This window comes from Streptomyces sp. NPDC111802, from assembly GCF_055634335.1.
In genome coordinates this window covers 143966-155781 of record NZ_JBVKCZ010000005.1, presented here as the reverse complement: position 1 = coordinate 155781, position 11816 = coordinate 143966, and the positions used below count along the sequence as shown (strand labels likewise).

The following is an 11816-nucleotide window of genomic DNA, read 5'->3' as shown; positions in this document are numbered from 1 at the left end:
CAGCGGTGAGGAGCTGTCCTGATCAGGACTCGCGAGGAATGGGGTTGGTTGTACGGATCTTGGCCTCGTGTTCGATCGAGGTTCGGTGGAGGGGGTGTAACGGGCGTTTGGAGAGGTTCCGCCATGTCTTTACATGGTCAGCGGAGCGTGGTGTTGCGCACTCGTTAAGTGATTCCGCTTGACGCTGAGGGCCGTCGGCGCGTTGTCTTTCAGACATCTGGGCGCTATGGCGCGCCCGTGTCCCGAAGGCACCAGAAGTGAGCTCCTCTATGCGTCCCTTGCGTCCGCTGCGCCGCACCGCCACAGCCGTGGCCGCCGCATCCACGATGACCCTCTCGCTGGCCGCGTGCGGGGCGCTGGGTGTCACGGGGGACAGCAGCGAGGCGAGCCCGACCAAGGGCAACGACGTCACTGTGGGACTGCTGCTGCCGGAGACGGCGAACACGCGCTACGACAAGTTCGACTTCCCCATCATCAGGACCAAGGTCCTGGAGCTCACCGACAAGCAGGGCAAGGTCGTCTACAAGAACGCCGACGCGGACGCGAGCAAGCAGGCGAGCCAGCTCCAGCAGATGATCGACGACCAGGTCGATGTGATCCTGCTGGACGCCGTCGACGCGCACGCCATCGCCGGCGGGGTACAGAAGGCCAAGGAGGCCGGGATCCCCGTCATCGCCTACGACCGCCTGGCCGAGGGACCGATCGACGCGTACGTCTCCTTCGACAACGAACTGGTCGGCGAGGTCCAGGGCCGCAGCCTCCTGGAGGCCATGGGGGAGGTCGACTCCTCCGACAAGATCGTGATGATGAACGGCTCGCCCACCGACCCGAACGCCAAGCAGTTCAAGGCCGGTGCCCTCTCCGAGCTCAACGGCTCGGTGGACATAGCCAAGTCGTACGACACCAAGGACTGGAAGCCGGAGAACGCCCAGGCCAACATGGCCGCGGCGATCAAGTCCCTCGGCGCGAACAACATCAAGGGCGTCTACTCCGCCAACGACGGCATGGCCGGCGGCGTCATCAAGGCCCTGGAGGCGGCCGGCGTGACCAAGCTGCCGCCGATCACCGGGCAGGACGCCGAACTGGACGCCGTCCAGCGGATCCTGGCCGGCGAGCAGTTCATGAGCGTGTACAAGTCGTACCCGCAGGAGGCCGAGAGCGCCGCCGAGATGGCCGTCGCCAAGGTCCAGGGCCACGACATCCAGTTCGAGGCACTCGCCCAGGACCAGGTCGACAGCCCGACGGACAAGAACATCCCGGCGCTGCTGGTCCCCGTGGTCGCCCTGACGAAGCAGAACATCAAGGAGACCGTCCTGTCGGACGGGATCTACCAGGTGTCCGACATCTGCACGGCCCAGTACAAGTCGGACTGCTCGGCGGCCGGGATCAAGTAGGGCCGATCCGCGAGTGGTGTCCGGGTGCGCTCACGCCACCCGGGTGAACTCCACCGTCACTTCCGGCGGACCGCCGGGCACCCCCCGGTAGATGCCCTTGTGCGGGGTGACGTCGTCGTAGTCGCGTCCATGGCCGACGACGACGTGGGACTCGTCGGCCCGGGTCCGGTTGGTGGGGTCGTACCCGCACCAGTCGCCCGCCCAGTACTCGACCCAGGCGTGGCTCTGCCCGGCGACCGACCGGTGCGGTTCCGCATCCCGCTCGGGGTGCAGATAGCCGGAGACATAGCGCGCGGGCAGCCCCAGGCCGCGCAGCAGCGCGATGGTGACGTGGGCGATGTCCTGGCAGACGCCCGCCCCCTGCTCCCAGGCCTCGGCGGCGGAGGTGTTCACGCCCGTCGCGCCGGGCAGGTACGTCACCTGGTCGGCGACCAGCGCCGACACGGCGACCGCCGTCTCATGAGGGTCGAGGCCGGCCGCCGCTTCCCGCGCCCGCTCGACGAGCCGACCGGGGACGGTCGTACGGGAGGTCGGGCCGGCGAACTCCAGCAGACGCGAGGACGCCACCTCGTCGGCCAGCTCCCGCCACGTGGGCGCCACGAGGAGCGGAGCCGGCGGACGGGTCTCCACCAGGCTGGAGGCCGTGATGGTCAGTTCGGCGTGCGGGTCCATCAGGTCGAACCCGGTGACCTGTGTGCCCCAGTAGTCCCAGTACGACCAGGTGGTCGCCGCCGGACTGACGGTGACCCGGGCGTCAAGGGTGGTCTGGTCCACCAGCGTCAGCGGGGTCATGCGGACCTCGTTGTGCGAGGACGCGGCGGGCTGGGCGTACGAGACACGGGTGACATGCCTGATCCGGAGGCGGCGAGTCTCCTGAGTGGTCATCGTTTTCCGAGTGGTCATCTCAGGCTCCTTCCTGGGCCCACTCGACGGGCCCCTGGTACGGGAAGAACCGGTCCGCCACCGCCTCCGCCGAGGCCATGCACGCCTGCTGCAAGTCCCTCAGCAGGACCGGCAGTTGGTCCTCCAGGGCGTGCGTGTCCAGGTATTCGAGGCGGGTACGCGTCCGCCCGATCGGGCGGCGCGCGGGGTCCTGGCGGGGGCGGCCGAGAGCGGTGAGGCACTCCTCCGCCGTGGTCAGCGCGTGCAGCGCCGAGCGCGGGAAGTCGCGGTCCAGCAAGAGGAATTCCGCCACCCGGGGCGTGTCGCCGAAACCGCCGTAAACGCGCGCGTACGCCTCGTCCGCGCCGGACGCGCTCAGCAGGGTCGGCCAGTCGGGCGCGTGCGCGGCGTCCAACACGCGGACCGACAGCAGCCGTACCGTCATGTCCACCCGCTCCAGGCTCCGGCCCAGGACGACGAAGCGCCAGCTGTCGTCACGGCTCATCGTCGAGTCGGCCAGACCGAAGAACAGCGCCGCCCGCCTGCGCACGAGCTCCAAGTAGGCGTACGGGCCCGTCCGCCGGGCGGCGAGCCGCTGGTCGGCGAGCGCGTGCCAGGTGGAGTTCAGGCACTCCCACATCTCCGACGACACCGCCTCGCGGGCGCTGCGCGCGTTCAGCCGGGCGGCACCCAGGGCGCCCTCGATCGACCCGGTCGACCGGGCGTCGAAGGCCAGCTGGTCCAGCACCTGCTGCATGTCCACCGGCTCACCGCCGGCGTCCATCCCGAGGATCGCGTACAACGACCGGCAGGCCACGTCCTCTTCGCGCCAGGGGTCCTCCAGCATGCGGTGGAGATAGGCGTCGAGGATGCGACCGGTGGCGTCCGCCCGCTCGACATACCGTCCGGTCCAGGTCAGGGCCTCGGCTATCCGGGAGAGGATCACATCGTTCACTGCTGCTGCGCCCCTTCCTGTACGACGGTGAGGGTGCCGTCGGGTCCGAGCTGACGCGGCGCGACGTCGAGAAGCGTGCCTTCACGGACGGGTGTGGGCGGCTCGGCGGGCCCCTCGGCCAGAACCCAGGTGTCCTTGGAACCGCCGCCCTGGCTGGAGTTGACGATCAGGTTGCCCTCCTGGAGGGCGACCCGGGTGAGGCCGCCGGGGAGCACCCAGACATCGTTGCCGTCGTTGACGGCGAAGGGGCGGAGATCGATATGGCGGGGTGCCATGCGTTCGCCCGCGAGGGTGGGGGAGGTGGACAGGGCGACGGGGCGCTGGGCGATGAAGCCGCGCGGGTCGGCGATGACGGCTTTGCGAGTGCGTTCGATGGTGTCGGCGTCGGCCTTCGGCCCGATGACGATTCCCTGCCCGCCCGCGCCGTCGACGGGCTTGATGACCAGCTGCTCGATCTGGTCGAGGACGGCCTCCAACTGCCCCGGCTCGTCCGGCCGGTAGGACTCGACGTTCGGGAGAACCGGTTCCTCGCCGAGGTAGTACCGGATGAGATCGGGGACATAGGTGTAGAGGAGCTTGTCGTCGGCGATCCCGTTGCCCACGGCGTTCGCGAGTGTGACGTTGCCCGCCATGGCCGCGCTGAGGATTCCCGGGCAGCCGATCACCGAGTCGGGCCGGAAGTGGAGGGGGTCGAGGAAGTCGTCGTCGAGCCGCCGGTATACGACATGGACGGGCACCTCGCCGCGCGTGGTCCGCATCCAGACGCGGTTGCCGTGGCACACCAGGTCATGCCCCTGGACGAGCTGTACGCCCATGAGGCGGGCGAGCAGGGCGTGTTCGAAGTAGGCGGCGTTGCTGGGGCCGGGGGTCAGGACGACGACCCGCGGATCGTCCGCCGCGTCGATGCCGTCGGGCGCGGCGGCGCGCAGGGCGGCGAGGAGTTTCTGGGCGTACCCGTCGACGGGGAGCACATGCTGCTCGGCGAAGAGGGACGGGAAGATCCGGGTCATCGCCCTGCGGTTCTCGATGACGTACGAGACTCCGCTGGGGACGCGCACATTGTCCTCCAGCACCCGGAAGTCCCCGGCTTCGTCCCGTACGAGATCGATGCCGGCGACGTGAATGCGCACCCCGCCCGGTGGTTCGACCCCATGGGCCGCTCTGTGGAAGTGGGGGGAGTTGAGCAGCAGCCGCCAGGGCACGACGCCGTCCTCGAAGGCGCGGGCGGGCCCGTAGGCGTCGGCGAGGTAGGCCTCCAGGGCGCGCACCCGCTGGCTCACCCCGCGTTGTATGAGATCCCATTCGAAGGCGTCGAGAATGCGGGGCACGAGGTCCAGCGGCCAGGGCCGCTCCTCGCCCGCGAAGGCGTACGTCACGCCCCTGTCGGTGAACGCGCGGGCCATCTGATCGGCCCGGAACCGCAGTTCACTCGGCTCGATCGGCTGAAGCGCAGCCAGCACCGGCTCATAGGCGGCCCTGACCTCACCCGGCCGATCGAACATCTCGTCCCACGCGTCGGCCAACGCGTATGCGTCAAATATGTCCGCCATGGGCTGACGTTAAGTGGGGTGTGTATCGAGGTGATCACTGGGGGATTTCCGGGAGGTGCACGCGGAAGGGCGGCATCCGGGTGGTCCTTCCACGCGGGATCCCTGGGCAATTCTCGCGGTGGGGGGAGCTGCCGCGTACGCGTGAGGCGTGTGGGATGCGTCAGCATGAAGGAGCGCGAGGGCTGTTCCTGGCTTGCGAAGAAGGGAAGGCCGCGCGGTGATCGGGCCTCGGCCGTGTTGCGGCGGCAAGCTCCTCTGCGCATAGTTGCGCTGCGGAAGACGGGCGGTTTGCCCATCAGCGCTGTGAGCGTGCTGCACCGGGCTACGGAACGTGTGCGGCAAGGGACGGTAGCCGGGGGTGGGAGATGGACGAGCGCGGAAGGAGTGAGCATCCGCACGGTCCCGACCGGCTGTGCGAGGCCGGGGACCGCGTGTATTCCCGGGCCGTACGGCGTGGTCGTGTGCCCCGCCGGGACGCGGAGTCGGTGCCCTGTCTGCTGGAGTTGGCCTTGCTGCATCCCGACCCCGACGACATGGACTGGCTGGTGCCGACGTCCCCGCAGGAGGTCATGACGCGGCTGCTGCGTGGGGTGTACGACGAGGTCAGCGCGAGCCAGCGACGGATGGGCTCGGCGGTGGCGGCCTTCGAGTGGTACGCCGAGCTCGGTCCGCAGTTGTCGCAGGCGTCCCGGGGCGAGGGCACCGCGATCCGGGTTCTGGACGGTGACGCGCGTATCCAGGGCGCGTTGGACGAGGCGACCCAGGCGTGTACGGCGGAGGTGCTGACCGTGCAGCCCGGCGGCATCCGGCCCGAGCACGAGCTGACCGAGGGCCTGCACCGGGCCCTTGAGCTACGCGCGCGCGGTGTACGGATGCGCGACCTGTACACGCATGTGGCCCGGCACGGGCAAGGCCTGCTGAATTACCTGGAGTTGATGGGTGACTCGGTGGAGGCGCGCACCCTGGACGAGGTGATCGACCGGCTGATCGTCTTCGACCGTACGGTCGCCTTCATCCCGGCGAACGCCGACCGCACGATGGCGCTGGAACTGCGGCATCCGGGGCTGGTCCACTATTTGGTGACCGTCTTCGAACGCTTCTGGCGCCTGGCGATCCCACTCACGGCACCCCTCCCCGACACCGGCATCGAGGGCATCTCCCACCGCGAGCAGTCCATTGCCGCGCTGCTGGCGGAGGGCCATCAGGACGCGGTGATCGCGGAACGGCTCGGCATAAGCGTTCGCACGTGCCGTGCCCACATCGCCCGGCTCTCGGAGACGCTGGGCGCGACGAGCCGTACGCAACTGGGCGTCCGCATCGCCCAGGTGGGCCTGGACACGCCGTCACAGGCCGACACTGTCGCAACGTCATCGATCAGGCTTCCTGATCAAGAATCCCAGACTGCGCGATGAGGAAGCCGAGTTGCGCGCGGCTGCCGCTGCCCAACGCCTGCGCCAGTTTGGCGATGTGGGCGCGGCAGGTGCGGACGTTCATGCCCAGCCGGCGCGCTATGGCCTCGTCGACGTGTCCCTCCACGAGCAGCTTCGCTATGGAGTGCTGGATGTCGGTGATGCCGTCGGGGGCCGTCTCGTACGGGGCGCCGGCGGTCAGCGGTACCGCGCGGTTCCACATGAACTCGAAGACCTTGATCAGGTAGCGGATGAGCCCGGGGTGACGGAGTTCCAGGGCCACCTGCTGGTCGTCCCGGGTGGGGATGAAGGCGACCGACTCGTCGCAGATGATGAGCCGCTCGACCAGCTCGTCGATCGTGCGGTACTCCACCTTTCCGTTGGAGAGCTGGGCGACGTAGGCCAGCTTCTCCGGGTTGTAGCGCGCCGTGTGCTGGTAGAGGGTCCTTATCCGCACGCCCCGTTCGATCATCGGCCGATCGCGCTCCAGCCCCTGGAGGAGCTGGTGCTCGGAGAGACGGTTGCTCGGCTGAACCGTGAGCATCTCGGTATGGCACTGGGCCGTGGCCAGATTGAGGGCGGCGTTGATCCGCTCTCCGCCCTCCAGCACGGTGATGGAGTGCGTGCTCCCCGGCACCTGGGTACTGAGGTCCATGAACGGCTGCAGTGCCTCGGCCAGATCGACCGACATCCGCCTGCGTTCGGCGATCTCCCGTTCGATCGGATTGAGACGCTGAGCGAGGGCGACCGACGCCGGAACGGGGCGCAGCCAGTTCGCGTCGTCAGGATCCGGGTAGAGCAGAGCGAACTCCGTCAGACAGGGTGCGGACTCCGCATCCGCGCGTGCGATACGCCCCGTGCGCAGCGCGTTCGCATAGAGTCGGCCACCTTCCGCGCACATCTCGGTCATCGCATGGGGATGTGTCGCTTTAGTCTGATTCGTTGCCAAATCTCCACCCCCCAGGGTCCTGAACATGCAGGAACATGATGCACCGATCGTGTGGCCATGAAGTGCCCGAATGAGCCATCGTCTTACTCGACGGGGGAAGAGGGGACCTTCAAGTGAGGACGAAGCCGACTATGCGGAACAGAATGCTTCGCTCGATTCTTGTCGCCGCCTTCTCCACCGTTATGGCCTTCGGAGTCCTGAGTGGCCTCTCGGAAGCGAAGAGCGACTGGCGAGCGGACAGTACGTGGCCGTCGTCAAAACCGACTGTCACGATCGCCAAGGACAGCACTTGGCCCAGCTCCGCCGTGCGGGACAGTGCCGGGGAGCCGGCATGACCATCCCGCCCGACGACCGGTCGTTCCGTAGGGAAATGGCCACCGCCTACCGCTCCGGCTGGCACTTCATCGACCTGGTCACCGCGATCCCCCACCCCGGTGACTCGTTGATGGTGACGGTGTTCGGAGAGCCGGTCGTCGTCACGCGGGACGAGGACGAGGACGTTCGGGCATACCGATGTCTGCGGCGGCCTCGGGGGGCGCCGCAGCCCGTGCGGTGCGCCATCCGGTACGGAATGATCTTCGTCAACCTCGATCAGCGCGACCACCGGCTGGTGGAGCCGGAGGCCCCGGCCCCAAGGACTATCTCAGCCACCCCCCGCAGTGCCTGACGCGATTCCCCCGTCGTAACAGATCGCTCAGGTACTTCCCCCCGCAGCGGCGTCACCGTGACCTGAACACGGTGACCCCGCTGCAGTTTTGCGGGGACATTTCCCCGTATCCGACCGTTCGGGCGGTGGCTGAAACCGGGCGACCGGTATCCGGCCAGCCAGTGACCCGTCACCCGGTCATCCCTGCCCCATCGCCCGCGTCAGCTCGATCTCGATCACCACCCGGTCGGGATTCGGTGCCGGCATCCGCTCATAGCGCGTCGCGTACCGGCGCACCGCCTCCGCGACCCGCTCCGGCTCGGTCCTGACGTACGCCCGCCCCTCCAGCGTCGCCCACCGCCGGCCGTCCACCTGGCACACGGCCACCCGGGCCCCGTCCGGGCCGGCGGCCCGGACATGGCTCACTTTCGCGCTGGACTTGTTCGTGATCACCCGAGCCAGCCGCGCCCCGGGGTCGTATGTCACTCCGACGGGTACGACATGTGGGGTGCCGTCCGGGCGCAGGGTGGTCAGGGTGCACAGATGCCTCTCCTGCCAGAAGGTGAGGTACGGCGCGTCCGGCGCGCCAGGATCCTGGGGGTATGCCGCCATGGCCCGGAACCTAGTCGCCCCAAGCCTCCCGGCACTAGCTTGAGTGGAATAGACTCAACTTTGTGCACGCTGACTCAGTCAGCACTGGGAGACGCTGACGCCAGGAGGAGAACGGACACGTGGACGCCGAGCTGACCAACAGGAGCCGGGACGCGATCAACGCGGCCAGCAACCGGGCCGTGACCGAGGGGCACCCGGATCTCACCCCCGCCCACCTGCTGCTGGCTCTGCTCCAGGGGCAGGACAACGAGAACATCATCGATCTGCTGGCGGCCGTCGACGCCGACCAGGCCTCGGTGCGCGTCGGCGCCGAGAAGGCCCTCGCCGCGCTGCCCAGCGTGACCGGGTCCACGGTGGCGCCCCCGCAGCCCAACCGGGACCTGCTCGCCGTGATCGCGGACGCCCAGGCGCGGGCCGAGGAACTCGGGGACGAGTACCTCTCCACCGAGCATCTGCTCATCGGCACCGCCGCCAAGGGCGGCCCGGCGGCGGACGTGCTCAGCAAGCAGGGGGCCAGTGCGAAAAAGCTGCTGGAGGCCTTCCGGCAGGCGCGCGGCGGGCGCCGGGTGACCACCGCCGACCCCGAGGGGCAGTACAAGGCGCTGGAGAAGTTCGGCACCGACTTCACCGCCGCCGCCCGGGAGGGCAAGCTCGATCCCGTCATCGGGCGGGACCAGGAGATCCGGCGGGTCGTCCAGGTGCTCAGCCGCCGTACCAAGAACAACCCGGTCCTGATCGGTGAGCCCGGCGTCGGCAAGACCGCCGTCGTCGAAGGGCTCGCCCAGCGGATCGTGAAGGGGGACGTGCCCGAGTCCCTCAAGAACAAGCGGCTCGTCGCGCTCGACCTGGGCGCCATGGTCGCCGGGGCCAAGTACCGCGGTGAGTTCGAGGAGCGGCTGAAGACCGTGCTCGCGGAGATCAAGAACTCCGACGGGCAGATCATCACCTTCATCGACGAGCTGCACACCGTCGTCGGGGCAGGCGCCGGCGGCGACTCCGCCATGGACGCCGGGAACATGCTCAAGCCGATGCTCGCCCGCGGTGAGCTGCGCATGGTCGGTGCCACGACGCTCGACGAGTACCGCGAGCGGATCGAGAAGGACCCCGCCCTGGAGCGGCGCTTCCAGCAGGTGATGGTCGCCGAGCCGACCGTCGAGGACACCATCGCGATCCTGCGCGGGCTCAAGGGGCGCTACGAGGCCCACCACAAGGTGCAGATCGCGGACAGCGCGCTGGTGGCCGCGGCCACCCTCTCCGACCGGTACATCACCTCCCGGTTCCTGCCGGACAAGGCCATCGACCTCGTCGACGAGGCCGCCTCCCGGCTGCGCATGGAGATCGACTCGTCCCCGCTCGAGATCGACGAACTCCAGCGTGCCGTCGACCGGTTGAAGATGGAGGAGCTGGCGCTGGACAAGGAGACCGACCCGGCCTCCCGTGAGCGTCTGGAGAAGCTGCGCCGCGACCTCGCCGACAAGGAGGAGGAGCTGCGCGGACTGACCGCCCGCTGGGAGAAGGAGAAGCAGTCCCTCAACCGCGTCGGTGAGCTGAAGGAACGGCTCGACGAGCTGCGCGGCCAGGCCGAACGCGCCCAGCGCGACGGCGACTTCGACTCCGCCTCCAAGCTGCTGTACGGCGAGATCCCCACCCTGGAGAAGGAGCTGGAGGCCGCCTCCGCCGCCGAGGAGGAGGCCGCCAAGGACACCATGGTCAAGGAGGAGGTCGGCTCCGACGACATCGCTGACGTCGTCGCGGCCTGGACCGGCATCCCGGCCGGGCGGCTGCTGGAGGGTGAGACGCAGAAGCTGCTGCGCATGGAGGACGAGCTGGGCCGGCGGCTGATCGGCCAGTCGGAGGCCGTGCGCGCGGTGTCGGACGCCGTACGCCGCACCCGTGCGGGCATCTCCGACCCGGACCGCCCGACCGGCTCCTTCGTCTTCCTCGGCCCGACCGGCGTCGGCAAGACCGAACTCGCCAAGGCCCTCGCCGACTTCCTCTTCGACGACGAGCGGGCCATGGTCCGCATCGACATGTCGGAGTACGGCGAGAAGCACAGCGTGGCCCGGCTGGTCGGCGCGCCTCCCGGCTACGTCGGCTACGAGGAGGGCGGCCAGCTGACGGAGGCGGTGCGCAGGCGGCCGTACAGCGTGGTGCTGCTGGACGAGGTGGAGAAGGCGCACCCGGAGGTCTTCGACATCCTGCTCCAGGTGCTGGACGACGGGCGGCTGACGGACGGTCAGGGCCGTACGGTCGACTTCCGCAACACCATCCTGGTGCTGACGTCGAACCTGGGCAGCCAGTTCCTGGTCGACCCGATCACCAGCGAGGCGGAGAAGAAGGAGCAGGTCCTGGAGGTGGTCCGCACCGCCTTCAAGCCCGAGTTCCTCAACCGCCTGGACGACCTGGTGGTCTTCTCGGCCCTGAACAAGGACGAGCTGAGGCGTATCGCCCGGCTCCAGATCGACCGCCTCGCCAAGCGGCTGGCCGAGCGCAGGCTGTCACTGGAGGTCACCGACGCGGCACTGGCCTGGCTCGCCGACGAGGGCAACGACCCGGCCTACGGCGCGAGGCCGCTGCGCCGACTGGTCCAGACCGCCATCGGCGACCGGCTGGCCAAGGAGATCCTTTCCGGCGAGGTGAAGGACGGCGACACGGTCCGGGTGGACGCGTTCGGCGACGGACTGATCGTGGGCCCGGCGACCGGAAAGACGCTCTGAACAGGCGAAATGCCATGATCGCGGGTACCTGGCGAAACCGGGTACCCGCCCTTTGTGACCGGATCGAGTCAGCCGAGGGCTGACAGGCCCGTCAGGGCTTGCCACCCCCCTCCCCGCATGGGGGAGGATGGCGGAATCCGTACGAAGGGAAAATCACGGTGAGCATCGACCCGTCCTCGATTCCGAACTTCGGGGGCCAGCAGCCGCAGCCCGGGCCCCCGCCCGGCCCCGTTGTCCCGGATCAGGACCTCGTGAAGCAGCTCCTCGACCAGATGGAGCTGAAGTACGTCGTCGACGAAGAGGGTGACCTCGCGGCGCCGTGGGAGCAGTTCCGTACGTACTTCATGTTCCGCGGCGAGGGTGACCAGCAGGTCTTCTCGGTGCGGACGTTCTACGACCGGCCCCACAAGATCGACGAGAAGCCCCAACTTCTGGAGTCGATCGACGACTGGAACCGCCGGACCCTGTGGCCCAAGGTCTACAGCCACACGCACGACGACGGCACCGTCCGCCTGATCGGCGAGGCGCAGATGCTGATCGGCACCGGCGTGAGCCTCGAGCACTTCGTCTCGTCGACGGTCAGCTGGGTGCGGGCCGCCATCGAGTTCGACAAGTGGCTCGTCGAGCAGCTCGGCCTGGAGCAGGAGGTCAACGACGCGGAGGAGCCGGAGGACGGCGAGGAGTAGTCCCGCAGCCGCAAAG

General features: G+C 68.8%; 10 protein-coding genes. 5 read left to right on the top strand and 5 right to left on the bottom strand.

All coding sequences use genetic code 11. From position 1 onward, the window contains the following. Nucleotides 1–269 precede the first annotated feature (269 nt). Nucleotides 270–1394: a sugar ABC transporter substrate-binding protein gene (locus tag ACZ7NC_RS06950; protein WP_471485583.1), complete on the top strand. Its 1125-nt coding sequence runs from the start codon at nt 270–272 to the stop codon at nt 1392–1394. A gap of 30 nt (nt 1395–1424) precedes the next feature. On the opposite strand, the gene ACZ7NC_RS06945 is transcribed toward ACZ7NC_RS06950, so the two are convergent. From ACZ7NC_RS06945 to ACZ7NC_RS06935, 3 genes are read right to left on the bottom strand one after another with little or no spacing between them, the layout of a single operon-like run. Continuing rightward, complete coding sequence (locus tag ACZ7NC_RS06945) at nt 1425–2297, bottom strand: transglutaminase family protein (protein ID WP_471485581.1); 873 nt, start codon at nt 2295–2297, stop codon at nt 1425–1427. A gap of 1 nt (nt 2298) precedes the next feature. After that, entirely contained in the window at nt 2299–3231 is a 933-nt protein-coding gene (locus ACZ7NC_RS06940) for an alpha-E domain-containing protein (protein WP_471485579.1), read from the bottom strand. Next, nucleotides 3228–4781 carry a circularly permuted type 2 ATP-grasp protein gene (locus ACZ7NC_RS06935; RefSeq protein ID WP_471485577.1) on the bottom strand — a complete coding sequence of 518 codons (1554 nt, stop codon included), beginning with the start codon at nt 4779–4781 and terminating at the stop codon, nt 3228–3230. Before ACZ7NC_RS06935 ends, ACZ7NC_RS06940 begins: the two co-directional genes overlap by 4 nt. Nucleotides 4782–5146: 365 nt before the next feature. On the opposite strand from ACZ7NC_RS06935, the gene ACZ7NC_RS06930 reads away from it, so the two are divergent. Then, complete coding sequence (locus ACZ7NC_RS06930; RefSeq protein ID WP_471485576.1) at nt 5147–6193, top strand: helix-turn-helix transcriptional regulator; 1047 nt, start codon at nt 5147–5149, stop codon at nt 6191–6193. Here ACZ7NC_RS06930 and ACZ7NC_RS06925 read toward each other — a convergent pair. Beyond that, on the bottom strand, nt 6156–7100 hold the full coding sequence (locus tag ACZ7NC_RS06925; protein WP_471485575.1) for a helix-turn-helix transcriptional regulator: 945 nt from the start codon (nt 7098–7100) through the stop codon (nt 6156–6158). The two genes, ACZ7NC_RS06930 and ACZ7NC_RS06925, sit on opposite strands and share 38 nt — an antisense overlap. A 370-nt stretch (nt 7101–7470) precedes the next feature. Here ACZ7NC_RS06925 and ACZ7NC_RS06920 point away from each other — a divergent pair, with 370 nt between their 5' ends. Continuing rightward, nucleotides 7471–7806: a hypothetical protein gene (locus tag ACZ7NC_RS06920; RefSeq protein WP_471485573.1), complete on the top strand. Its 336-nt coding sequence runs from the start codon at nt 7471–7473 to the stop codon at nt 7804–7806. A gap of 177 nt (nt 7807–7983) precedes the next feature. Here the strand turns inward: ACZ7NC_RS06920 and ACZ7NC_RS06915 are convergent, their stop codons facing one another. Then, nucleotides 7984–8397 carry a pyridoxamine 5'-phosphate oxidase family protein gene (locus tag ACZ7NC_RS06915; RefSeq protein ID WP_471485571.1) on the bottom strand — a complete coding sequence of 138 codons (414 nt, stop codon included), beginning with the start codon at nt 8395–8397 and terminating at the stop codon, nt 7984–7986. A gap of 119 nt (nt 8398–8516) precedes the next feature. On the opposite strand from ACZ7NC_RS06915, the gene clpB reads away from it, so the two are divergent. Both clpB and ACZ7NC_RS06905 read left to right on the top strand, forming a co-directional pair. Then, nucleotides 8517–11114, top strand: coding sequence for an ATP-dependent chaperone ClpB (gene clpB, locus ACZ7NC_RS06910; RefSeq protein WP_471485569.1), 2598 nt, complete (start codon nt 8517–8519; stop codon nt 11112–11114). A 158-nt stretch (nt 11115–11272) separates the two neighbouring features. Next, nucleotides 11273–11800, top strand: coding sequence for a YbjN domain-containing protein (locus ACZ7NC_RS06905; protein ID WP_471485568.1), 528 nt, complete (start codon nt 11273–11275; stop codon nt 11798–11800). Nucleotides 11801–11816 lie beyond the last annotated feature (16 nt).

Excerpts from the sequence above, each read along its gene's own strand:
- ACZ7NC_RS06945 (WP_471485581.1), bottom strand. The coding sequence starts at position 2,297 with ATGACCACTCGGAAAACGATGACCACTCAGGAGACTCGCCGCCTCCGG.
- ACZ7NC_RS06935 (WP_471485577.1), bottom strand. The coding sequence starts at position 4,781 with ATGGCGGACATATTTGACGCATACGCGTTGGCCGACGCGTGGGACGAG.
- ACZ7NC_RS06950 (WP_471485583.1), top strand. The coding sequence starts at position 270 with ATGCGTCCCTTGCGTCCGCTGCGCCGCACCGCCACAGCCGTGGCCGCC.
- ACZ7NC_RS06920 (WP_471485573.1), top strand. The coding sequence starts at position 7,471 with ATGACCATCCCGCCCGACGACCGGTCGTTCCGTAGGGAAATGGCCACC.
- ACZ7NC_RS06915 (WP_471485571.1), bottom strand. The coding sequence starts at position 8,397 with ATGGCGGCATACCCCCAGGATCCTGGCGCGCCGGACGCGCCGTACCTC.
- ACZ7NC_RS06930 (WP_471485576.1), top strand. The coding sequence starts at position 5,147 with ATGGACGAGCGCGGAAGGAGTGAGCATCCGCACGGTCCCGACCGGCTG.
- ACZ7NC_RS06925 (WP_471485575.1), bottom strand. The coding sequence starts at position 7,100 with ATGACCGAGATGTGCGCGGAAGGTGGCCGACTCTATGCGAACGCGCTG.